The 23,407-nt window shown below is 58.8% G+C and carries 14 protein-coding genes and 1 pseudogene; 9 read left to right on the forward strand and 6 right to left on the reverse strand.

The features are described 5' to 3' along the window. The first annotated feature begins 39 nt into the window (after positions 1-39). From aceE to msrA, 5 genes are all read left to right on the forward strand, one after another. Positions 40-2,685: a pyruvate dehydrogenase (acetyl-transferring), homodimeric type gene (gene aceE, locus ACOYXJ_RS06995; RefSeq protein WP_007915682.1), complete on the forward strand. Its 2,646-nt coding sequence runs from the start codon at positions 40-42 to the stop codon at positions 2,683-2,685. Positions 2,686-2,696: 11 nt separating this feature from the next. Further along, a complete protein-coding gene (gene aceF / locus ACOYXJ_RS07000) occupies positions 2,697-4,661 on the forward strand; it encodes a dihydrolipoyllysine-residue acetyltransferase (RefSeq protein ID WP_460368641.1) in 1,965 nt (654 codons plus the stop codon). 276 nt (positions 4,662-4,937) lie between these two features. Next, entirely contained in the window at positions 4,938-6,335 is a 1,398-nt protein-coding gene (locus ACOYXJ_RS07005; protein ID WP_460368643.1) for an alkaline phosphatase D family protein, read from the forward strand. Positions 6,336-6,578: 243 nt separating this feature from the next. Next, positions 6,579-9,275, forward strand: coding sequence for a putative bifunctional diguanylate cyclase/phosphodiesterase (locus ACOYXJ_RS07010; protein ID WP_150794092.1), 2,697 nt, complete (start codon positions 6,579-6,581; stop codon positions 9,273-9,275). A 210-nt stretch (positions 9,276-9,485) separates the two neighbouring features. Continuing rightward, positions 9,486-10,151 (forward strand): peptide-methionine (S)-S-oxide reductase MsrA, encoded by a 666-nt coding sequence (gene msrA, locus ACOYXJ_RS07015; RefSeq protein ID WP_150794093.1) that lies wholly within the window; start codon positions 9,486-9,488, stop codon positions 10,149-10,151. A gap of 164 nt (positions 10,152-10,315) precedes the next feature. Here the strand turns inward: msrA and ACOYXJ_RS07020 are convergent, their stop codons facing one another. Both ACOYXJ_RS07020 and ACOYXJ_RS07025 read right to left on the reverse strand, forming a co-directional pair. Beyond that, complete coding sequence (locus ACOYXJ_RS07020) at positions 10,316-11,155, reverse strand: 23S rRNA (adenine(2030)-N(6))-methyltransferase RlmJ (protein WP_414893185.1); 840 nt, start codon at positions 11,153-11,155, stop codon at positions 10,316-10,318. 451 nt (positions 11,156-11,606) lie between these two features. Beyond that, positions 11,607-11,788 (reverse strand): annotated as a pseudogene (locus ACOYXJ_RS07025) (hypothetical protein); the annotation flags it as partial. Positions 11,789-11,926: 138 nt separating this feature from the next. Here ACOYXJ_RS07025 and ACOYXJ_RS07030 point away from each other — a divergent pair. The 3 genes from ACOYXJ_RS07030 to ACOYXJ_RS07040 are packed head-to-tail and all read left to right on the forward strand — an operon-like array spanning position 11,927 to position 13,496. After that, complete coding sequence (locus ACOYXJ_RS07030) at positions 11,927-12,511, forward strand: PAAR domain-containing protein (protein ID WP_150794095.1); 585 nt, start codon at positions 11,927-11,929, stop codon at positions 12,509-12,511. Next, positions 12,511-13,083, forward strand: coding sequence for a type VI secretion system amidase effector protein Tae4 (locus tag ACOYXJ_RS07035; RefSeq protein WP_339432259.1), 573 nt, complete (start codon positions 12,511-12,513; stop codon positions 13,081-13,083). Before ACOYXJ_RS07030 ends, ACOYXJ_RS07035 begins: the two co-directional genes overlap by 1 nt. After that, on the forward strand, positions 13,080-13,496 hold the full coding sequence (locus ACOYXJ_RS07040; protein WP_267798225.1) for a hypothetical protein: 417 nt from the start codon (positions 13,080-13,082) through the stop codon (positions 13,494-13,496). Before ACOYXJ_RS07035 ends, ACOYXJ_RS07040 begins: the two co-directional genes overlap by 4 nt. Positions 13,497-13,611: 115 nt before the next feature. Here ACOYXJ_RS07040 and ACOYXJ_RS07045 read toward each other — a convergent pair whose 3' ends face one another. From ACOYXJ_RS07045 to putP, 4 genes are all read right to left on the reverse strand, one after another. Continuing rightward, positions 13,612-13,932 (reverse strand): hypothetical protein, encoded by a 321-nt coding sequence (locus tag ACOYXJ_RS07045; RefSeq protein WP_150794098.1) that lies wholly within the window; start codon positions 13,930-13,932, stop codon positions 13,612-13,614. A gap of 334 nt (positions 13,933-14,266) precedes the next feature. After that, on the reverse strand, positions 14,267-14,980 hold the full coding sequence (locus ACOYXJ_RS07050) for a DUF4123 domain-containing protein (protein WP_460368648.1): 714 nt from the start codon (positions 14,978-14,980) through the stop codon (positions 14,267-14,269). Then, positions 14,970-16,985 (reverse strand): type VI secretion system Vgr family protein, encoded by a 2,016-nt coding sequence (locus ACOYXJ_RS07055; protein WP_460368650.1) that lies wholly within the window; start codon positions 16,983-16,985, stop codon positions 14,970-14,972. The genes ACOYXJ_RS07050 and ACOYXJ_RS07055 overlap by 11 nt, the downstream gene beginning before the upstream one ends. Positions 16,986-17,338: 353 nt before the next feature. Continuing rightward, positions 17,339-18,823 carry a sodium/proline symporter PutP gene (putP, locus tag ACOYXJ_RS07060; RefSeq protein ID WP_095120686.1) on the reverse strand — a complete coding sequence of 495 codons (1,485 nt, stop codon included), beginning with the start codon at positions 18,821-18,823 and terminating at the stop codon, positions 17,339-17,341. A gap of 457 nt (positions 18,824-19,280) precedes the next feature. Here putP and putA point away from each other — a divergent pair, with 457 nt between their 5' ends. Beyond that, positions 19,281-23,234, forward strand: a complete 3,954-nt coding sequence (gene putA / locus ACOYXJ_RS07065) for a trifunctional transcriptional regulator/proline dehydrogenase/L-glutamate gamma-semialdehyde dehydrogenase (protein ID WP_460368652.1) — start codon at positions 19,281-19,283, stop codon at positions 23,232-23,234. The last annotated feature ends 173 nt before the right edge of the window (positions 23,235-23,407 follow it).

Consider the following 23,407-nt stretch of genomic DNA (forward strand, 5'->3'; position numbering starts at 1 on the left):
GCAACCGATTCTGGAAGCCTTTCCGCCCTGGAGCAAGCCATGCAAGACCTCGATCCCGTCGAAACCCAGGAATGGCTGGACGCCCTGGAATCGGTTCTCGACAAAGAAGGCGAAGACCGTGCTCACTATCTGATGACCCGTATGGGCGAACTCGCGACCCGCAGCGGCTCGCAGCTCCCTTACGCCATCACCACGCCTTACCGCAACACCATCCCGGTAACCCACGAAGCACGCATGCCTGGCGACCTGTTCATGGAACGCCGCATTCGCTCGCTGGTACGCTGGAACGCGATGGCCATGGTAATGCGTACGAACCTGAAAGATTCTGACCTGGGTGGTCACATCTCCAGCTTCGCTTCCAGTGCGACCCTGTATGACATCGGCTTCAACTACTTCTTCCAGGCCCCGACCGACGAACACGGCGGCGACCTGATCTACTTCCAGGGCCACACCTCGCCAGGCGTTTACGCCCGTGCGTTCATGGAAGGTCGCATCACCGAAGACCAGATGAACAACTTCCGCCAGGAAGTCGACGGTCAGGGCCTGTCGTCCTACCCGCACCCTTGGCTGATGCCTGACTTCTGGCAGTTCCCGACCGTATCCATGGGTCTGGGTCCGATCCAGGCGATCTACCAGGCACGCTTCATGAAGTACCTGGAACACCGCGGTTTCATCCAGCCAGGCAAACAGAAAGTCTGGTGCTTCCTGGGCGACGGCGAGTGCGACGAGCCGGAATCCCTGGGCGCGATCTCCCTGGCCGGCCGCGAGAAGCTGGACAACCTGATCTTCGTCATCAACTGCAACCTGCAGCGCCTCGACGGCCCGGTTCGCGGCAACGGCAAGATCATCCAGGAACTCGAAGGCGTGTTCCGCGGTGCTCAGTGGAACGTGACCAAAGTCATCTGGGGCCGTTTCTGGGACCCACTGCTGGCCAAAGACGTCGACGGTATCCTGCAGCGTCGTATGGACGAAGTCATCGACGGCGAGTACCAGAACTACAAAGCCAAAGACGGCGCGTTCGTCCGTGAACACTTCTTCAACACGCCAGAACTCAAGGCGATGGTTGCTGATCTGTCCGACGACGAGATCTGGAAACTCAACCGTGGCGGCCACGACCCGTACAAGGTCTATGCGGCTTACCACGAAGCGGTCAACCACAAAGAACAACCAACCGTTATCCTGGCCAAGACCATCAAGGGTTATGGCACCGGTGCCGGCGAAGCGAAAAACACTGCGCACAACACCAAGAAAGTCGACGTCGACAGCCTGAAGTTGTTCCGCGATCGTTTCGACATCCCGGTCAAGGACGAAGAGCTGGAGAACCTGCCGTTCTTCAAGCCAGAGCCAAACAGCGCCGAAGCCCGCTACCTCAGCGAGCGCCGCACTGCACTGGGCGGTTTCGTGCCTCAGCGCCGCGCACAAAGCTTCAGCGTGCCGACTCCGGATCTGGACACCCTCAAGGCGATCCTTGACGGTTCCGGCGACCGTGAAATTTCCACCACCATGGCGTTCGTGCGGATCCTCGCGCAACTGGTCAAGGACAAGGAAATCGGCCCGCGCATCGTTCCGATCATCCCGGACGAAGCCCGTACCTTCGGTATGGAAGGCATGTTCCGTCAGCTCGGCATCTACTCGTCCGTTGGCCAGCTCTACGAGCCAGTCGATAAAGACCAGGTGATGTTCTACAAGGAAGACCAGAAAGGTCAGATCCTTGAAGAAGGCATCAACGAAGCAGGCGCCATGAGCTCGTTCATCGCTGCCGGTACTTCGTACTCCAGCCACAACCAGCCGATGCTGCCGTTCTACATCTTCTACTCGATGTTCGGCTTCCAGCGTATTGGCGACCTGGCCTGGGCTGCCGGCGACAGCCGTACCCGTGGCTTCCTGATCGGCGGCACCGCCGGCCGGACCACCCTGAACGGTGAAGGTCTGCAACACGAAGACGGTCACAGCCACCTGCTGGCCGCGACCATCCCGAACTGCCGCACCTACGATCCAACCTACGGCTACGAGCTGGCGGTGATCATTCAGGACGGCATGAAGAAGATGACCGAAGAGCAACAGGACATCTTCTACTACATCACCGTGATGAACGAGTCGTACCAGCAGCCAGCCATGCCGGCCGGTGCCGAAGAAGGCATCAAGAAAGGCATGTACCTGCTCGAAGAAGACACCCGCGATGCGGCGCACCACGTACAGCTGATGGGCTCCGGCACCATCCTGCGTGAAGTCCGTGAAGCGGCGAAGATCCTGCGTGAAGAGTTCAACGTCGGCGCTGACGTGTGGAGCGTTACCAGCTTCAACGAACTGCGTCGCGACGGCCTCGCTGTCGAGCGCAGCAACCGTCTGAAGCCGGGCCAGAAGCCTAAGCTGAGCTACGTCGAAGAGTGCCTGAACGGCCGTAAAGGTCCGGTCATCGCCTCTACCGACTACATGAAACTGTTCGCCGAGCAGATCCGTCAGTGGGTACCGTCCAAGGAATTCAAAGTCCTCGGCACCGACGGTTTCGGCCGCAGCGACAGCCGCAAGAAACTGCGTCATTTCTTCGAAGTTGACCGTCATTTCGTGGTGTTGGCAGCCCTGGAAGCACTGGCTGACCGTGGTGATATCGAACCTAAGGTGGTGGCTGAGGCCATCGTCAAGTTCGGCATCGACCCGGAAAAACGCAACCCACTGGACTGCTGAGGAGACATTTTGTGAGCGAACTCATTCGCGTACCTGACATCGGCAGCGGTGAAGGTGAAGTAATTGAACTGTTTGTGAAGGTCGGCGACCGTATCGAAGCCGACCAGAGCATCCTGACCCTGGAATCGGACAAGGCCAGCATGGAAGTGCCGGCCCCGAAAGCCGGTGTCATCAAGAGCCTGAAAGTGAAGCTGGGCGACCGTCTGAAAGAAGGCGACGAACTGCTTGAGCTGGAAGTCGAGGGCGCCGCTGAAGCGGCCCCTGCTCCTGCCGCTGCACCGGCTGCGAAGGCTGAAGAAAAACCGGCTGCCGCTCCTGCTGCTGCCGCACCAGCTGCTGCCCCTGCTGCCGCTTCGGTTCAGCAAGTGCACGTGCCGGACATCGGTTCGTCGGGCAAGGCGCAGATCATCGAGATCCAGGTCAAGGTCGGCGATAAAGTCGAAGCTGATCAATCTTTGATCACCCTGGAATCCGACAAGGCGAGCATGGAAATCCCGTCGCCTGCCGCTGGCGTGGTCAAGGCCATCAGCGTCAAGCTCAACGACGAAGTCGGCACTGGCGACCTGATTCTGGATCTGGAAGTGGCGGGTGCTGCGGCCCCTGCGGCTGCCGCTCCATCTCAGGCTGCTGCACCGGCTGCTGCCGCTGCGCCTGCTCCGGCAGCCGCGCCAGCAGCACCGGTGGCTGACAGCGTTCAGGACATCCACGTTCCGGACATCGGTTCGGCTGGCAAAGCCAAGATCATCGAAATGTTGGTCAAGGCTGGCGACACCGTTGAAGCCGACCAGTCGCTGATCACCCTGGAATCCGACAAGGCGAGCATGGAAATTCCATCGCCTGCCGCTGGCGTGGTGGAAAGCGTTTCCATCAAGCTGGATGACGAAGTCGGTACCGGCGACCTGATTCTGAAGCTGAAAGTCAAAGGCGCAGCCCCTGCGGCTGCACCGGCTCCGGCTGCCGCCGCTGCTCCGAGCGCTCCGGCACCTGCCGCTGCTGCTCCGGCTGCCGCTGTACCTGCTGCTGCCGCTCCAGCCGCCGCACCGGCCAAGCCGGGCGCGAAAGTTCACGCCGGCCCTGCCGTGCGTCAACTGGCCCGTGAGTTCGGCGTCGAGCTGAACGCTGTCGGCGCCAGCGGCCCGCACGGTCGTATCTTGAAAGAAGACGTGCAGGTTTACGTCAAAGCGATGATGCAGAAGGCCAAGGAAGCACCGGCCGCTGCAGCGGGCGCAACCGGTGGCGCGGGCATCCCGCCGATTCCGGTCGTCGATTTCAGCCGTTTCGGCGAAATCGAAGAAGTGCCGATGACTCGCCTGATGCAGATCGGCGCGTCGAGCCTGCACCGCAGCTGGCTGAACATCCCGCACGTGACTCAGTTCGATTCGGCTGACATCACCGAGCTGGAAGCCTTCCGCGTTGCGCAGAAAGCCGTTGCAGAGAAGGCTGGCGTCAAGCTGACCATCCTGCCGCTGCTGCTCAAGTCGTGCGCGCACATGCTCAAGGAGCTGCCGGACTTCAACAGTTCGCTGGCGCCAAGCGGCAAAGCGATCATCCGCAAGAAATACGTCAACATCGGCTTCGCCGTCGACACCCCGGATGGCCTGCTGGTACCGGTCATCAAGAACGTCGACCAGAAGAGCCTGCTGCAGCTGGCAGCCGAAGCCGCTGCGCTGGCCGCCAAAGCCCGCGACAAGAAGCTTACCGCTGACGACATGCAGGGCGCCTGCTTCACCATTTCCAGCCTCGGCCACATTGGCGGCACCGGCTTCACGCCGATCGTCAACGCGCCGGAAGTGGCGATCCTCGGTGTTTCCAAGGCAACCATCCAGCCAGTCTGGGACGGCAAAGCCTTCCAGCCGAAACTGATGCTGCCGCTGTCGCTGTCCTACGATCACCGTGTGATCAACGGCGCCGCTGCCGCACGCTTCACCCAGCGTCTGGGCAGCCTGCTGGCGGACATCCGCACGATCCTGCTGTAACTCGATCGGCCCTCCGGCAACGGAGGGCCGATTGCTGCACCCTTTCGAGCGCCACACGCTCGTACCTCAACCCCGTCAGTTTGGCGGGGCTTTTTTTTGCCTGAAGAAAACACCTTCTCTTCTTTTTCCCACACGTTGCGCTGATATCGGCCACAACTCTGGTCGGCTTGGCACTGATCTTTTTTATTCGATACGCAACTAACCTAGGCGCAGCCAATTCAACTAATAAAACTTAGTAGAACCCCGTTAATTAAAGTTAATTCGAATGGATTCGACATGTTAAAACCAACTATCGGCCCGATTGTCGGCCACGTTACAACTCATCATGCACGCATCTTCATGCGTGGCGACCGGCAGAACAGTTCAAGAGTATTTGCCGGAGTACGTTATCGCGCTTGCGGCACACAACAATGGTCCAACGGTAACTTCGCGCACCTGAGCGAATTACGTGACATGTCACATGTGTTCGCCCTCAACAACTTGAGTGCCGACACAGAATATGAATTTCAGGCCGGCTGGTTCAGCCCGATGAATCCGGTGCATACCCCGGACAGCGTTGCCGAATTGCCTTTGCAATGGCCGCGGGAAATCTACCGCCTGCGCACCCGCTCCAGCAAAACCCTGCAACCCAGAGCCTATATCGTCGGCTCTTGCCGCTACCTGCGCATGACGGCGGGCATCGCCTCCCTGCCGCAACTGGGCGACCGGATCTTTGCATCCATCAATCAGCTGATCGAAGGCATACAGCCACCGATCAGCGCGGTATTGATGACCGGCGATCAAATTTATGTGGATGATTTGAATCTGATCGCACCGGATCGCGAATACAAAGACATCCTTAATAAATACCGTGCCGCATTTTCCCAACCGAACATTCAACGCTTGATGTCCGGCACTTCGACTTACATGATTCTTGACGATCACGAAATCGAAGATAACTGGCCGGCCAATGCCAGCAAGTCCGACGGTGATTTATATCGTAACGCCATGGCTGCTTATGAGCTGTATCAGGCCAGTCACAGCCCGGTACATCCACTGACAACTAACGGAGATATAGATCACGCAACACTCGAGCATTACTGGTATCAATTCAGCGATGGCGATATCGAATGGTTTGTCACCGACAGTCGCACCCGTCGCAACTTGTCCGCCGAGGATCGACGGATTCTCGACGAGGTACAGGAACAAGCCTTGCTTGAATGGCTGAGCAACAGCACCGCGCGGGTCAAGTTCGTGGTCACCAGCGTGATGTTCTACCCCGATCGCAAACTCCACGGCGATGACGCCTGGAAAGTCTTTCCCGAGCAGCGTCTGCGTCTGCTGGAAACCATCCGCACCCGACGGATCAAGAATGTCGTGTTCATCTCCGGGGACGTGCATGGCTCGCTGACCGCTCGCTTGACTCACAGCGAAGACCCCGACTTTGAAGTCCATACGGTGGTGTCCTCACCGCTGTGCAACAGCAAACTGCTGCCTTACGCCAAGGCGTCCACGTTCATTCTGGATCAGCCGCTGGTGCGCACGGCGGCGGGCGATTACCGGCATGAACTGACCAGCACCGTGGTCAGCGAAGACAATTTCGCTCACATGGTGGTCGACGCCGGGCAGATTCAGGTCAATTACCACGATCGCGATGGCAAACAGATGCAATCGATCGCCATTCCCTTGCGTTGAATAACCGGTTGAAGGGGCGTCGTTTCGGGGCACAAAGCGCTCTGGAACGGCGTTTTTTCCATTCAACAGCATTACTTTCTGCCGCACGCTGGAGAAATGCTCAGCGCAGCCGACATATTCTTATAGCACTTGGCCTTCATGTCTCTTGTCAGTCGGTGCCGCAATGATGCAACCTTGCCGCAGGCAACAGTAAAGAGGGCGAGAGCCCGGCGCGTTCAGCATATTTCCAAGCGAGTTCCCTTCATGAAGAGCCAACCCGATGCCGCCAGCCGTATGGCGGCCGAGGTAGTGACGCAGTTGCCTGTGCCCTCGCGGCTCGGCATGCTGCGTTTCGAGCGCTTGAATGAAGCCAGTTGGGCCATGCTGTTTCTCGATCCCAACTGTGAGCGCCAGTTCGGTCAGCCAGCCGTCGAGCTTTGCGCGCTGGTCGGCTCACCCTACGCCAGCCTGATGGAGCCCGAAGCGCGTTATCAACTGCACGACGCGATCCAGCAACAGTTGACCGCCAGCCCGCATTATCTGGTGCGTTACACCCTGCACACGGCTGCCGGTGTACTGAACATCCTGGAACTGGGCGAAGCCTACAAACAACACAATCGTCATCTGCTGCGTGGCTATCTGCTGGCGGTCGATCACGTTTTCGATGAAGTACCGCTGCCCCCCTCCGTTGACCTCGAAACGCAGAATTCACGCCTGCAAATCGCCCTTGAACTCAATCAACGCGCCCAGCAGGAACAGTTGCAGCACCTGGAACGGGTGCGCGCCCAGCAAGACTTGATTCTGCTACTCGCCCGTCAGCGCTACAGCACGCACAACTCGCTGCAGGAAGCCGCCGAACTGATCACCCGCTGCGCCTGCGATATCTATGAAATCGACTGCGCCAGCCTGTGGAATCTCGAAGGCCAGCAGCTGGTGCCGATCTCCGCGTACCACCGCGCGACCCAGGAATACATCCTCCCGGACGTGATCGACATCAGCAGTTTCCCCGACTACATGGAAGCGCTGCACAGCAGCCGCGCCATCGATGCACACAACGCGATGCGCGATCCGCGCACTCGCGAGATGGCCGAAGCCCTACGCCCGCGCGACGTCAACGCCATGCTCGACGCCAGTATTCGCGTCGATGGCCAGGTGGTCGGCGTACTGTGTCTGGAGCAAACCGGCGTCACCCGCGCCTGGCAGTCCGATGAAATCGCCTTTGCCGGCGAGCTGGCCGATCAGTTCGCGCAAGTCATCAACAACCACAACCGCCGCACCGCCACCAGCGCCCTGCACTTGTTTCAGCGTGCGGTCGAGCAAAGCGCCAACGCCTTTTTGCTGGTCAATTGCGACGGCGTGGTCGAATACGTCAACCCGAGCTTCACCGCGATCACCCAGTACACCACCGAAGAGGTCCACGGTCAGCGTCTGTCCGAGCTGCCGGCGCTGGAGAACCTCAGCGAATTGTTGTTCGACGCGCCTTCCGCACTGGCCAAGAGCAACAGTTGGCAGGGCGAATTCAAGAGCCGCCGCAAGAACCTCGAACCGTACTGGGGCCAGTTGTCGATCTCCAAGGTCTACGGCGACAACCGCGAGCTGACGCACTACATCGGCATCTACGAAGACATCACCCAGACCAAACTGGCGCAGCAGCGCATCGAGCGTCTGGCCTACACCGACAACCTGACCAACCTCGGCAACCGGCCGGCATTTATCCGCAATCTGGACGAACGCTTCGCCCGCGACAGCGACACGCCGATCAGCCTGTTGCTGGTGGACATCGACAATTTCAAGCGGATCAACGACAGCCTCGGTCACCAGACCGGCGACAAGCTGCTGATCAGTCTCGCTCGGCGTCTGCGCAACAGCCTGAGCCCAAGTGGCAGCCTCGCGCGGTTCGCCAGTAACGAGTTTGCCGTGCTGCTCGACGACACCGACCTCGCGACCGGTCAGAAGATCGCCAACCAATTGCTGGCGACGCTCGACAAGCCGATGTTCGTCGACAACCAGTTGATCAGTGTCACCGGTTCGGTCGGCCTGGCGTGCGCGCCGCTGCACGGTCGCGACCCGCAAACGCTGATGCGCAACGCCGGTCTGGCGCTGCACAAGGCCAAGGCCAACGGCAAACATCAGGTGCAGGTCTTCACCGAAGCGTTGAATGCCGAGGCCAGTTACAAACTGTTCGTTGAAAACAACCTGCGCCGCGCCCTGACCCAGAACGAGCTGGACGTGTTCTACCAGCCCAAGCTGTGCCTGCGCAGCGGGCGTCTGCTGGGCATGGAAGCGCTGTTGCGCTGGAACCACCCGGAGCGCGGCATGATCCGCCCGGACCAGTTCATCAGCGTCGCCGAAGAAACCGGCCTGATCATTCCGATCGGCAAGTGGATCGCGCGTCAGGCCTGCCGCATGAGCAAAGCGCTGACCGCTGCTGGGATGGGCAATCTGCAAGTGGCGATCAACCTGTCGCCCAAGCAATTCTCCGATCCGGATCTGGTCGCCTCCATCGCCAACATCCTCAAGGAAGAAGCGCTGCCGGCCAATCTGCTCGAACTCGAACTGACCGAAGGTCTGCTGCTGGAAGCCACCGAAGACACGCACTTGCAGCTCGACCAGCTCAAGCGCCTCGGCCTGACCCTGGCCATGGACGACTTCGGCACCGGTTATTCGTCGCTGAGTTATTTGAAGAAATTCCCGATCGACATCATCAAGATCGATCGCAGCTTCATCCATGAAATTCCCGACAACCAGGACGACATGGAAATCACCTCGGCGGTGATCGCCATGGCGCATAACCTGAAACTCAAGGTTGTGGCCGAAGGTATTGAGACCGCCGAGCAACTGGCGTTCCTGCGTCGTCATCGTTGCGACGTTGGCCAGGGTTACCTGTTCGACCGGCCGATTCCGGGCGGCGAACTGATCCAGGCGCTCAAGCGCTACCCGCGCGGGCCGCTTTGCCTGTAAACACCGCAAATCCCTTGTAGGCCTTCGCCTGCTCGCGATAGCGGTGTGTCAGCAACAAACCTTCTGACTGACCCACCGCCATCGCGAGCAGGCTCACTCCTACAAAGGGCAGTCGAGTACCCGCACACTTTGGGTAGTGATTAACCGGGCATCATTCGGCACACTGGCGGTCTGACTTTTTACATCCCATCCTGACTGAGAGGAACGATCATGGTTCTGCGCTCGGAAATTCTGGTGAACAAAAACGTGCTCCCGACTAAAGAACAAGCTTTGCCCGGCCGCGAAACCGCGATGACCCTGCCTGAAAAGCACTTCGTCTTCGAAGAAACCCCGCTGCTTGGCCCGTTTTTCCAGGACGTCGACTTTGCGATTTTCGGTCTGGGCTGCTTCTGGGGCGCCGAGCGCCGCTTCTGGCAGCGTGAAGGCGTGGTCAGCACGGTCGTCGGTTATGCTGGCGGTTTCACGCCGAACCCGACTTACGAAGAAGTCTGCTCGGGCCTGACCGGCCATGCCGAAGTGGTGCTGGTGGTGTATGACAAGGACAAAGTCAGCTACGAAGAGCTGCTGGCGATGTTCTGGGAACTGCACAACCCGACGCAGGGCATGCGTCAGGGCAACGACATCGGAACCCAGTACCGCTCGGTGATTTATGCGACTTCGCCTGAGCATCTGGACGCGGCGCTGAAAAGCAAAGCGACCTATCAGGCTGAACTGTCGAAAGCGGGTCTGGGTGAAATCAGCACCGAGATCGAACAGGCACCGACCGTGTACTTCGCCGAGACGTATCACCAGCAGTATCTGGCGAAGAATCCTGAAGGCTATTGCGGGATTGGCGGCACCGGCGTGTGCATGCCAGCGAGTCTGGCAGGCAACTAACCCCGCCGACTGATCGTTCCCACGCTCTGCGTGGGAATGCAGCCCGGGACGCTCCGCGTCCCAACAGCGGACGCAGAGCGTCCATTGAGGCATTCCCACGCAGAGCGTGGGAACGATCGCTGTAGGAGCTGCCGCAGGCTGCGATCTTTTGATCTTGCCGTTGATCAGCTCTCGGCAATCAGCCAATCCATCTGCCAGCCACCCTGGGTCTGCCCCAGCTTCTTCGACAACCACGGCAGCAACTCACGCAACTCTTCCTCCAGCCCCCACGGCGGATTGGCAATCGCCATGCCCGAGCCGTTCAGACTGTTCGGCGTATCCAGCGGGTGCACCAGCAGCTCCACACGCAGCAACTTCGGCGCACCCGTGCCGGCCAGATCCTGATAGAAACGGCGCAGCGCACGCTGATCCTTCACCGGATACCAGATCGCCGCTACGGTCTGGCGCATGCGGCCAATCGCCTCTTTCAACGACGCCGCGCAACGCTGCATCTCGTCGAGCTGCTCGAACGGCGGATCAATCAGCATCACCGCGCGTTTCTCCTGCACCGGCAGCATCGCTCGTGCAACGTGCCAGCCCTCGCCGAGATGAACTTTGACCCGACGATCACCGGCCATATTGTCCTTGAGCAGCACGCCGTCTTCCGGGTGCTTCTCGTTGAGCATCAGCCGATCCTGTGGGCGCGTCAGGCGCCGCGCCAGCTCCGGCGAACCCGGGTAATAGCGCAACTGGCCGTCCGGGTTCATCTCGTGCAGCACCTTCATGTAGTCGGCGGTCAACGCCGGCAGGTCCGGCTGATCCCATAAGCGCGCGATGCCTTCCAGGTACTCACCGGTACGGTTGGCCTGATCGCCCTGCAAGTCATACAGACCGATGCCGGCATGCGTGTCGAGATAGGCAAACGGCTGCTCCTTGCGCGACATCAGGGCGATGAGGCGGGTCAAGGTCAGGTGTTTGAACACATCGGCGTGATTGCCGGCATGGAAGGCGTGACGATAATTCATGGCTGCTCCTGCGAAGGGCGCAAAGTTTACCTTTTACCGGGCGGCAAGTCAGGGGTTCGCAGCCGAGCGGACAAAAGCCTTTCCCTCACCCTAGCCCTCTCCCGGAGGGAGAGGGGACTGACGGTGGTGATCTTGCGAGTTACACCGACCTGAAAGATCAGCGTGATCTCAGGTTTGGCCAAGCGAAGATCAGTGCAGAAGTCGCAAGTCGGCGTAAACCGCCCAGACAACTCGGTCAGCCCCCCGAAGAACACCACCCTCCAGGCTTGGCCAAGCGAAGTTCACCGCTGAAGTCGCAGGTCGGCGTACATCACCCAGACAACTCGGTCAGTCCCCCGAAGCTTGGCCAAGCGAAGTTCACCACGGAAGTCGCAGGTCGGCGTACATCACCCAGACGACTCGGTCAGTCCCCTCTCCCTCTGGGAGAGGGTTAGGGTGAGGGGCTTTGCTTTTATGGCGCGGCGCGCTGGCGCTTGCCGATGACATCGAGCACATCACAGCCGTCGCGTCGCGCAAGGGGATTACGCAGAGCTGGGCGAAGTCGCTGAGGATAACGGAGTCGCATTCGACCGAGCCGCGCATGCACATGTTTTCCAGCACCTGGACGACGGTGCGGATGCGACGGTTGGCAGCGACCGTCCACGCCACATTGCGACAAAAGCAACATAAAGAAACATAAAGAAACATCTCCCTACTGAATTCACGTCGTTCCAATCGCAGAGGGAATGCGAAGATCCGTCTCACTTAAAACCTGTAAAGAGGGAAATTTACATGGGTAGAAAGGTGATCGGAATCGGTGCTCCAACTTCAACAGGAGGCTCGGTACTGGAAGGAAACGTCGGAATTAACATTGATTACGCCGTGAGCACTTCGTCCATCGGCCACATAGCCAGTTGCCCTGTATGCCCTCCTGGCAAAGGCCCCATCGTCGCTGTCGGACCAAGAACAGTCACTCTACCTGCAGGGCCGGTTGCGCTAGAGGGCGATTATGTAGCGTGTGGTTGTCCACCGAAATCCAACACTGTTCTCGCTGGTCAATCATCCGTTTTTGGCGGCGGCGAACACAGCGCTGCGAGCTTCTCAGCCATCATCCCTTTGATCCCCAAATCAAAGAGTATTCAACGCATTACGTTTTCATATGGGGAGAGCCAGATTCCGGTCGACTCGGTTTCTCGCTTCTACACCGACCTGAATATTCATGTAAAAACTTCGGGTTACTCACCCGGCGAGATCGTTAGTGTGACGATCACGGGTGCAGCAGAAAAAACTCTGTCCGGCACCGTGGGGGCGAAAGGTATAGCGATTATTCCAAACGCTTTTCAAGGTGAAGTCTTCGACATGGAAGGTGAGGTCTAATGGCTCAGCTCAATATCAGCTCAGGTGGCGTAAACACTAACATCGTCGTAAAGCGTCCAAAATTCAGCACTCTGTGGACTGCTTACGCGGAAGTTGGCCTGAAAAGCTCGATTGATGTTTATGCGCTTGTTGGGGGTAACGTTGAGGCAGCCCGAGCAGAAAAGCCTGACGCTTACGCGAACGCTTGCGCACTGAGGATAAGCAGGGGATTTAATTATGGTGGATACAAAATTCCGAAAGGAACGATCATTCCGAGCAAGTCCATTTATCGTCTGGCCGGCGCAGACCAACTCCCCTACATCATGAAAGTCGCAGATTTTCTGACGTTCCTGAAACACAACTGGGGCGCTCCGGATCGCGAGCTAAAAATGAGTGAGGCGGATTTCATCAATGGCAAGAAAGGCGTGATTATCATGGAGATCACCGGATGGCTCGATGCTACAGGTCATGCGACTTTGTGGAATGGCAGCACAACCGGAGACAACAGTGACTACCATCGTCCAGATAGCCACACTTACGACCGGGCAGGCGTAACGCTGGAAAAGATCAACTTTTGGGAGTTAAAGGGATGAAGTTCCAGCTAATCATCGCATTCAGCATTTTGGGTGCATCTGGCAATGCCCTAGCAAGCGAAGTAGACGTGAACAGTGCGAGGACATCACTGAAAAATTACGGTCTCGCCAACTGCATATCGAATCAGTTCAAAAATCAGTCCGACATCAAGTCGGATATCGGACTAGCTATTGGCGCCTACTCCGCAATGGGTAAAGGGCAACACGCAATATCGCAGAATGAAGATACGCTTGAAGTCATCCATGACCCTTATGCGGAAACCGAAAAATTCATGACTGACGCATATGCGAAGGCTTCTTCTACCAGCAAGCAGTCGGGCAAAAATGTTGTGTTTTATTCTTGCCTCGAAATTTACAACTCACCTGCCTTCGAAGCATTTATCAAGTCGCAGGATGCGTATATCTCAGACTGATTACGCGCTCAGCGTTGCCTCAACGTCAAAAGATCGCAGCCTTCGGCAGCTCCTACAGGGGTTTCTATGTAGGAGCTGCCGAAGGCTGCGATCTTTTGATCTTGCTCCTGAAAATTCAGGAAGGCATTGCACGCAACCGCTTGCCGATGACATCGAGTACATCACACCCATCACGTAACGGAATCACGCAGAGCTGGGCGAAGTCGCTGAGGATCATCGAGTCGCACTCGATAGAGCCGCGCATGCACAGGTTTTCCAGCACCTGGACGACGGTGCGGATGCGGTGGTTGGCTGCGTCCATCAGGATGTCGGAGGGGACGTGGGTGTCGATGAACAGGGTGGGCATGTCGCTGCAATTGCCGGTGAGGGCCATGAAGCGGTTGTCGGGATGGGGAGTGATTTTTTCGTAGGGTGGAGCCGGTTTAAGCGTTGTCATATTTTGCACCTCAACTGGTTAAATGAGGCTACCAATGACCTTCCTACAGGTTTGGGTGGCAGCCGTACGCGGGAGTAGGAAACTGAGGAACCAGCCAAAAACTCAGCTACGCCGAAGCGTTCCCGCGCACAGCCGCCGCTAAAGATGTCACGGACACACGTTAGGTGCCGCAATCAGACAACAGGGCTGGTGCACGGTAAATTCCAAGGGTTCCTACACCCTGCCACCACTCTCGCAGTGACAACGAAAAGACTATCCCTGCAACCCACCGCCCACCAGTTCATCAAAACCGCCGCAACTCGAAGGAATCGTCCGAGACCTTCGCCCCGAAAACTCACTCTGACTCTGCCAGCAAAAACGCCAGCAACGCCGATTGCGACGAATCTTCCGACATTGAAACCTGAAAAAACCGCCTCACCTTGCAACGCAAAACCGCCTCGGGAAAGGCCTCGAAAAGAACCGGATATTCTTCGCTCAACCACTGCAACGCATTAGCCGTTCGAACGTCATTACCCTGCTGCGCCAGCACCGATTCCGGCACCTGCCACCAAGGAAATATCCGCCCCGAAACCTGCGCCCTGCCACCAATTTCCAGCGCCTGACCATTGATCAAACAACGCCCGATCAGAGGAAACAGCTGCGCCGCGCCCACCTCATCGGCCTGCAAAATCGGCAACAGAAACCGCCCGTCCCAAAAACGAAAAAACACCGTTTTGCCGCCAGGCATCAGCACTTGGGTCAGGCTGTGAAAGTGCGCCACCACCTCTTCAAGGCTCGCCGAAGAAACCGCCAGCCAACCCCAATCCTGTGACCCGTTGGTTGCGATCCAATGCAGAAACTCACTGTCGGCGGCGACAATTCCCACGTAAGGCATCACCGCATCCCACTCGGCATAGATCGTCTCGGCCCAGATCGGGCTCGCCGTTTCTCGCCAAGCGGCAGGCGGTTTTGCCTCACTGGCATTACTGAAAACCGCAAACAACTGCTCGGAAGTTTTCAACGGCTCCCGCGCCAACCAATCGGCAGGCAAAAGAAAATCAGGCTGCACAGAGACCGTCCTTGCAACGCTCGCACTCTTCGCAGAATGGCGCATCACCCTTGAAGCTCATGATTTGTGCAGCAGTCAGCATGGCAGCCGGCGCGGCGGCGAGTTTCTCCGGCAATCCCGGTACAACCGGCGCGGCACTCATCGCCGCCATCGGCGCACCACCCACTACAATCGGCACGCTGCTGAAAATCCCGCCGGGGCCGATGTTGATCCACTGCCCGCCGGCCTGAATCGTCGCACTGGCGCCACCGTCGATCACCACTTGCTGGCCGGCGCTGACGTGGAACTGCGCACTGGCGCTGGTCGCCTGATTGCTCACGCGGATATGCCGATCGCCGACTACCGTCAGATGATCGTCCTGCCTCACTTCGGTCTGCCGCTGGCCGTGGGTGATGCGTTGTTCGTCGGCCTTCAATTCATGTTTGGCCATGCCCGTGACGACGATGCTGCGCTGGTTATCGACCTGCACCTGTTGATCGTGCAACACATGTTGGGTCCAGTTGCGCTGGGCGCGCAGGTAGATTTCCTCGGCGCCTTTTTTGTCCTCGATGCGCAGTTCGTTGTAGCCCCCGCCACCGGGGCTGCTCTGGCTGCGGAAGATGCTGCGGGTTTTATCGGCGGGAAGGTCCAGCGGCACCGGGGTTGCAGCGTTCGGCAGGCAACCCATGACCAGCGGTTTATCGGCGTCGGCATCGATGAAGCCAACCAGCACTTCCATGCCGACTCGCGGGATCAACACGCTGCCGTAACGGTCGTGCGCCCAGTTAGTGGCAACGCGCAGCCAGCAACTGGAATGCTCGTTCAATTCACCGTCGCGATCCCAAGCCAGTTGCACCTTGACCCGACCGTACTCGTCGCAGTGGATTTCCGTATCTTTCGGCCCGGTTACAACCGCCGGTTGATAGCCCAGCATGCGCGGCTTCTCCGGCCCCAGCGCCGGGCGGAAAAACACGTCCCACGGCGTGGCGAGAAAGCTATTACGGTAACCCTGGAAAGCGTCCCCATCACTGATCACCGATTCCTCCAGCACTTGTGGCTGGCGGCCATGGTGTTCGACGGCAGTCAGCAGCCACAGGTCGTTCCAGTCGTGGCGCGGATGCTCGGTCAATTGCAGGAAATGTCCGCAAACCAGTGCGGATTCGTCGCTGATGCCTTCGGCCTGACGGTAATCGGCGACATGTCGCTCAAGTGCACGCTGGGCGAGGTGCTTGCCGGTTTCACGATCGTTGAATTGGCCAGGGAAGTGATAGTCCTCCAGCACTGGGCGCTGCTCGCCGTCGACACGACTTTGCAGGTGCAGACGGGGCTTTTCGAAGTTGTAGTCGCGCCGAGTGACCACGCTGGTGCGGGTTTCCACGCGCACGTTGAAACGCTGAATCGCCGGGGCTCCGGCAGACATGCCACTGCCCGGCAAATAAAGGGTCGGCGTGGCCAGTTTTGGAAACACCGTCTGGTCATCACCGAACACCAGTACGTGCGCGTCGGGGCTGTGCTGAAAGTGGTAATGAATGCCGACCTCGGCACACAGGCGCTGAATAAACGCCAGATCGCTCTCGGCGCACTGCACGCAATACTCACGAACCGGGTATTCGCTGCCTAACCGAAACTCGAAAGCATCCCGAAGGATCGCGTGATCCTTAAGCACCTGCGCAACAATTTGCGGCACGCTCTGATGCTGGAAAATCCGCTGATTGATGCGGTGTCCCAGATACGTCAGACGTGGCACGAGGCTTAAGTGATAGCGCGTCAGACGTTTCCCCGAATCGCCCTGCCCGACCTGATAAATCTGACCGTGGATACCGGCACCGCCCGCATCAAAACTCAGAAACGCCTGACAATGCAGCAGGCTTTCGAGATCCAGATCCGGTCGTTCACTGACCAGTTCCAGCTCGAAACGAAAGGGTTGGCTGATGGCTTCCTTGCCCGTGAACTCAAGGACTTTGAGGTCATGTTGGGCGCCTTCGAGGGTCAACGTGAAACGCGGTTGATTGGCAGGCGCGAACATCCGATGTCTCTCTGCAGTGTGAGGGCGGGCGATTCTGCATGAGGGGCAACGGGTGATGAATGGGTGACGGGAAAATCAGATTTGCCCTACTTTCATTGATGAAAAACCCTGCAAAAATCGGCGCCTTCAACTACAGACAAATCCTCCAAAACCACCACCGAACCCCTGTAGGAGTGAGCCTGCTCGCGATAGCGGTCTGACATTCAGTATTGATGTCGACTGACACACCGCCATCGCGAGCAGGCTCACTCCTACAGGGGAGCGCGGTGAATCAGATAAATCACAGGCACAAAAAAACGGCCCGTATCCTGTAGGAAACGAGCCGTTTTCGGGTGAGCCTCAGCTCAGAACAATCACTTGTTCAGGTGGAAATCTTTTTCCGCCGCTTCGAAGCGCTGCACCATGCCTCTGGTCGGCTCGCCCATCTTGCTGACGATGTAGATGGCCAGGCTGGCGAAGATGAAGCCCGGGATGATTTCGTACAGACCCAGCAGTTCGAAATGCTTCCAGACCACCACGGTGATCGCGCCGACCAGAATACCGGCCAGTGCGCCGTCGCGGGTCATTTCTTTCCAGATAACCGAGATCAGCACAACCGGACCGAACGCAGCACCGAAACCAGCCCAAGCGTAGGACACCAGACCCAGTACGCGGTTTTCCGGGTTGGCGGCCAAGGCGATCGCGATCAGTGCAACCAACAGCACCATGGCGCGGCCGACCCAGACCAGCTCAACCTGAGAAGCGGATTTACGCAGGAAGGTTTTGTAGAAGTCTTCGGTCAGGGCGCTCGAGCACACCAGCAACTGGCAGCTCAGGGTGCTCATCACCGCAGCCAGAATGGCCGACAACAGCACACCGGCGATCCATGGGTTGAACAGCAGTTTGGCCAGTTCGATGAACACGCGCTCGTGGTTCTCGGTCACGGGACCGGCCACTTCCGGGTGTGCCGAGAAGTAAGCGATACCGAAGAAGCCCACGGCCACGGTGCCGCCCAGGCACAGGATCATCCAGGTCATGGAAATGCGACGCGCCTTGGCGATCGATTTCACCGAGTCCGCCGCCATGAAACGCGCGAGGATGTGCGGCTGACCGAAGTAGCCCAGACCCCAGCCCATCAGCGAGATGATGCCGATGAAGGTGGTGCCTTTGAGCATGTCGAAGTTGCTTGGATCATTGGCTTCGATGGCCAGGAAGGTGGTGTCGACGCCGCCAGTGGCCAGCAGGACGATGATCGGCGTAAGGATCAGCGCGAAAATCATCAGCGTGGCTTGTACGGTGTCAGTCCAGCTTACCGCGAGGAAACCGCCGACGAAGGTGTAGGCAATTGTCGCTGCAGCACCGGCCCACAGCGCGGTCTCGTAGGACATGCCGAAGGTGCTTTCGAACAGACGGGCGCCAGCGACGATGCCGGAGGCGCAGTAAATGGTGAAGAACACCAGGATCACGATTGCCGAAATAATGCGCAGCAAACCGCTTTTGTCTTCGAAACGGCTGGAGAAGTAGTCCGGCAGGGTCAGGGCATCACCGTTGTGCTCGGTCTGCACGCGCAGACGGCCGGCGACGAACAGCCAGTTCAGATAAGCACCGACGATCAGACCGATGGCGATCCAGCTTTCGGACAGACCGGACATGTAAATGGCGCCCGGCAGGCCCATCAACAACCAGCCGCTCATGTCGGAAGCACCGGCAGACAGCGCGGTGACGACGCTGCCGAGGCTGCGACCCCCGAGAATATAGTCAGAAAGGTTGTTGGTGGAGCGATAGGCCATGAAGCCGATCAGCACCATTGCTGCGATGTAGATCACGAACGTGATCAGTGTTGGATTGCTTACGCTCATTAAGTTACGCCCTGGCTTTGTTTTTATGTAGCAGCGGTGATGAACCGCGTGCAAACAGTGACGTTTGGCAGACGATTCGCGATCCCGCGCATTTAGGACTGATGTTTCCCCAGGAAAGCCACCAGCCGATGCACCGGGGTATCCCGGTTGCACCTAGGGCGCGAATGCTATGCAACAAACCAAAAAAGGTGCAACCAGTTTCGCGAGAATTAGTTGCACCTAGTCGGATATTCCGGGAAACAGGCAGTTTTTGCTCCCTTTTAGCGCAGTCAGAGGGTGTTGCTAGAAGTAAAAGCACCAAGCAAGTGCGGCACTTGCGTACCAGAAAATAATTCCTGACGAAGCGTTTATTTTTCCGACAAAAAAAGGGTTGCACCCGGTTGCACCTCATTCGGCGCACGGCTAATCTTGCCGCCAGCTGATGCCACGCAACTGTGGCAACCATGAGGATAAAAATATGGCTACCACCACCCTTGGGGTCAAACTCGATGACCCGACCCGCGAACGCCTGAAGGCCGCCGCAACCTCGATTGATCGCACGCCGCACTGGCTGATCAAGCAGGCAATTTTCAATTACCTGGAAAAACTCGAGGGTGGTGCAACCCTGACCGAGCTGAACGGTTTGACCGCCAAGGACGCCGATGAGGCGGGCGAAGTGCACACCGATCACGCCCACCAATGCTTCCTCGAATTCGCCGAAAGCATCCTGCCGCAGTCCGTTCTGCGCGCTTCGATCACTGCCGCTTACCGCCGCCCTGAGCCGGAAGTGGTGCCGATGCTGATCGAGCAGGCTCGCCTGCCAGCGCCGATGGCAGAAGCCACCAACAAACTCGCCGCCGCCATCGCGGAAAAACTGCGTAACCAGAAAAGTGCCGGCGGTCGTGCAGGCATTGTTCAGGGTCTGCTGCAGGAATTTTCCCTGTCGTCCCAGGAAGGCGTGGCGCTGATGTGCCTCGCCGAAGCGCTGCTGCGTATCCCGGACAAGGGCACGCGCGATGCACTGATCCGCGACAAGATCAGCACCGGCAACTGGCATCCACATTTGGGCAACAGCCCGTCGCTGTTCGTTAACGCGGCCACTTGGGGCCTGCTGCTGACCGGCAAACTGGTCTCGACGCACAACGAAGCCGGCCTGACGTCGTCGCTGAGCCGCATCATCGGCAAGAGCGGCGAGCCGATGATCCGTAAGGGCGTCGACATGGCCATGCGCCTGATGGGCGAGCAGTTCGTCACCGGCGAAACCATCGCCGAAGCGCTGGCCAACGCGAGCAAGTTCGAAGCCAAGGGCTTCCGTTATTCCTACGACATGCTCGGTGAAGCGGCGTTGACCGAACACGATGCGCAGAAGTACCTGGCGTCGTACGAACAAGCCATTCACTCGATCGGCAAAGCCTCCCACGGTCGTGGGATTTATGAAGGCCCGGGCATCTCCATCAAGTTGTCGGCACTGCACCCGCGTTACAGCCGTGCGCAGTACGAGCGTGTGATGGACGAGCTGTACCCGCGTCTGCTGTCGCTGACCCTGCTGGCCAAGCAATACGACATCGGCCTGAACATCGATGCCGAAGAAGCCGACCGTCTCGAACTGTCGCTGGATCTGCTTGAGCGCCTGTGCTTCGAGCCGCAACTGACTGGCTGGAACGGCATCGGTTTCGTCATCCAGGCTTACCAGAAGCGTTGCCCGTACGTGATCGACTACGTGATCGATCTGGCTCGCCGCAGCCGTCATCGCCTGATGATCCGTCTGGTGAAGGGCGCGTACTGGGACAGCGAAATCAAACGCGCCCAGGTCGAAGGCCTGGAAGGCTATCCGGTCTATACCCGCAAGGTGTACACCGACGTTTCCTACATCGCATGCGCACGCAAACTGCTGTCGGTGCCGGAAGTCATCTACCCGCAGTTCGCCACGCACAACGCCCACACCCTGTCGGCTATTTACCACATTGCCGGTCAGAACTATTACCCGGGGCAGTACGAATTCCAGTGCCTGCACGGCATGGGCGAACCGCTCTACGAGCAGGTTGTCGGCAAAGTTTCCGAAGGCAAGCTGAACCGTCCGTGCCGCGTGTATGCACCGGTCGGCATTCACGAAACCCTGTTGGCGTATCTGGTACGTCGACTGCTGGAAAACGGCGCGAACACTTCGTTCGTCAACCGTATCGCCGACCAGTCGATTTCGATCCAGGAACTGGTGGCCGACCCGGTTGCGCAGATCGAGCAGATGGCGACCGTGGAAGGTGGTTTCGGCCTGCCGCACCCGCGCATTCCGCTGCCGCGTGACCTGTACGGTGCCGAACGTGCCAACTCCAGCGGCATCGACATGGCCAACGAACATCGTCTGGCCTCGCTGTCCTGCGCATTGCTCGCCACTGCCCACAACGACTGGAAAGCCGCGCCGATGCTCGGTTGCGCCTCCAGCAACGAAACACCGGCAGCCGTTCTGAACCCGTCGGACCACCGTGATGTGGTCGGTCATGTTCAAGAAGCCACCGTCGAAGACGTCGACAACGCCATTCAGTGCGCCCTGAACGCCGCACCGATCTGGCAGGCCACCCCGCCAGCCGAACGCGCGGCGATTCTGGAACGTGCCGCCGACTTGATGGAAGGCGAGATCCAGCCGCTGATGGGCCTGTTGGCTCGCGAAGCCGGCAAGACCTACGCCAACGCCATCGCCGAAGTCCGCGAAGCGGTCGACTTCCTGCGTTACTACGCAGTGCAGGCGCGCAACGATTTCAGCAATGACGCCCATCGCCCACTGGGTCCGGTGGTGTGCATCAGCCCGTGGAACTTCCCGCTGGCGATCTTCAGCGGTCAAGTCGCTGCGGCATTGGCCGCCGGTAACCCGGTATTGGCCAAGCCTGCCGAGCAAACTCCGCTGGTGGCTGCTCAAGCCGTGCGTTTGCTGCTCGAAGCCGGGATTCCGGAAGGCGTGTTGCAACTGCTGCCGGGTCGCGGTGAAACCGTCGGTGCTGGTCTGGTTGGCGATGAGCGCGTCAAAGGCGTGATGTTCACCGGTTCCACCGAAGTCGCACGTCTGCTGCAACGTAATATTGCTGGCCGTCTCGACAGCCAGGGCCGTCCGATTCCGCTGATCGCCGAAACTGGTGGGCAGAACGCGATGATCGTCGACTCCTCGGCACTGACCGAACAAGTCGTGATCGACGTGGTGTCCTCGGCCTTCGACAGCGCCGGTCAGCGTTGCTCGGCGCTGCGGGTCCTGTGCCTGCAGGAAGATTCCGCCGATCGCGTCATCGAAATGCTCAAAGGCGCGATGGCGGAAAGCCGTCTCGGCAACCCTGAGCGCCTGTCCGTGGACATCGGCCCGGTGATCGACGCCGAAGCCAAGGCTGGCATCGACAAGCACATCCAGGGCATGCGCGATAAAGGTCGCAACGTGTACCAAGTGGCGATTGCCGACACTGAAGAAGTCAAACGCGGCACCTTCGTCATGCCGACCCTGATCGAACTGGAAAGCTTCGACGAGCTGCAACGCGAGATCTTCGGTCCGGTGCTGCACGTGGTGCGCTACAAGCGTAAAGAGATCGATCAACTGATCGGCCAGATCAACGCTTCCGGTTATGGCCTGACGCTGGGCGTGCACACCCGTATCGACGAGACCATCGCCAAGGTGATCGACAACGTCAATGCCGGTAACGTCTACGTTAACCGCAACATCGTTGGTGCTGTGGTCGGCGTGCAGCCATTCGGCGGCGAAGGCCTGTCGGGTACTGGCCCGAAAGCCGGTGGCCCGCTGTACCTGTACCGTTTGCTGGCGACACGTCCTACTGATGCCATCGAACAATCCTTCGCTCGCGGTGATGCCGTTATCGCCCCGGACGTTCGTCTGCGCGATGCCATGAGCAAACCGCTGAACGCGCTGAAAGCCTGGGCTGACAGCAACAAGTTCGCTGACCTGAGCACCCTCTGCGTGCAGTACGCTGCGCAATCGCAGAGCGGCATCACTCGCGTGCTGGCCGGCCCGACCGGTGAGAAAAACAGCTACGCGATTCTGCCGCGCGAGCACGTGCTGTGCCTGGCCGAGGTTGAAGGCGATCTGCTGACGCAACTGGCAGCGGTGCTGGCGGTAGGTGGTTCGGCGGTGTGGCCAGAGTCCGACATCAGCAAGGCATTGTTCGCACGCCTGCCGAAGGAGATTCAGGCGCGAATCAAGCTGGTTGCCGACTGGAATAAAGACGACGTGGTGTTTGATGCGGTTCTGCATCACGGCCATTCCGACCAGTTGCGCGGCGTTTGCCAGCAGATTGCCAAGCGTGCCGGCGCGATTGTTGGGGTTCAGGGCTTGTCCCAGGGCGAGACCAACATTGCGCTGGAGCGTCTGGTGATCGAGCGCGCGTTGAGCGTTAACACTGCGGCGGCGGGTGGTAATGCGAGCTTGATGACCATCGGCTAAACCGCTGTAAGCCCAGGCGACCGCAATGGCCGCCTGGATTGCAATTCCCCTGTGGGAGCGAGCCTGCTCGCGAAGACGGAGTGTCAGTCGACATCAATGTTGCCTGAACCACCGCTTTCGCGAGCAGGCTCGCTCCCACAGTTGTTTTGGGGTGTTTGTTAAGTTGGTGCTCG

This window comes from Pseudomonas sp. Tul2A7, from assembly GCF_054790505.1.

What these genes read in the sequence shown, in the direction of transcription:
- aceE (WP_007915682.1), top strand. Translation starts at nt 40, where the DNA reads ATGCAAGACCTCGATCCCGTCGAAACCCAGGAATGGCTGGACGCCCTG.
- ACOYXJ_RS07005 (WP_460368643.1), top strand. Translation starts at nt 4,938, where the DNA reads ATGTTAAAACCAACTATCGGCCCGATTGTCGGCCACGTTACAACTCAT.
- ACOYXJ_RS07010 (WP_150794092.1), top strand. Translation starts at nt 6,579, where the DNA reads ATGAAGAGCCAACCCGATGCCGCCAGCCGTATGGCGGCCGAGGTAGTG.
- msrA (WP_150794093.1), top strand. Translation starts at nt 9,486, where the DNA reads ATGGTTCTGCGCTCGGAAATTCTGGTGAACAAAAACGTGCTCCCGACT.
- ACOYXJ_RS07020 (WP_414893185.1), bottom strand. Translation starts at nt 11,155, where the DNA reads ATGAATTATCGTCACGCCTTCCATGCCGGCAATCACGCCGATGTGTTC.
- ACOYXJ_RS07030 (WP_150794095.1), top strand. Translation starts at nt 11,927, where the DNA reads ATGGGTAGAAAGGTGATCGGAATCGGTGCTCCAACTTCAACAGGAGGC.
- ACOYXJ_RS07035 (WP_339432259.1), top strand. Translation starts at nt 12,511, where the DNA reads ATGGCTCAGCTCAATATCAGCTCAGGTGGCGTAAACACTAACATCGTC.
- ACOYXJ_RS07040 (WP_267798225.1), top strand. Translation starts at nt 13,080, where the DNA reads ATGAAGTTCCAGCTAATCATCGCATTCAGCATTTTGGGTGCATCTGGC.
- ACOYXJ_RS07045 (WP_150794098.1), bottom strand. Translation starts at nt 13,932, where the DNA reads ATGACAACGCTTAAACCGGCTCCACCCTACGAAAAAATCACTCCCCAT.
- ACOYXJ_RS07055 (WP_460368650.1), bottom strand. Translation starts at nt 16,985, where the DNA reads ATGTTCGCGCCTGCCAATCAACCGCGTTTCACGTTGACCCTCGAAGGC.
- putP (WP_095120686.1), bottom strand. Translation starts at nt 18,823, where the DNA reads ATGAGCGTAAGCAATCCAACACTGATCACGTTCGTGATCTACATCGCA.
- putA (WP_460368652.1), top strand. Translation starts at nt 19,281, where the DNA reads ATGGCTACCACCACCCTTGGGGTCAAACTCGATGACCCGACCCGCGAA.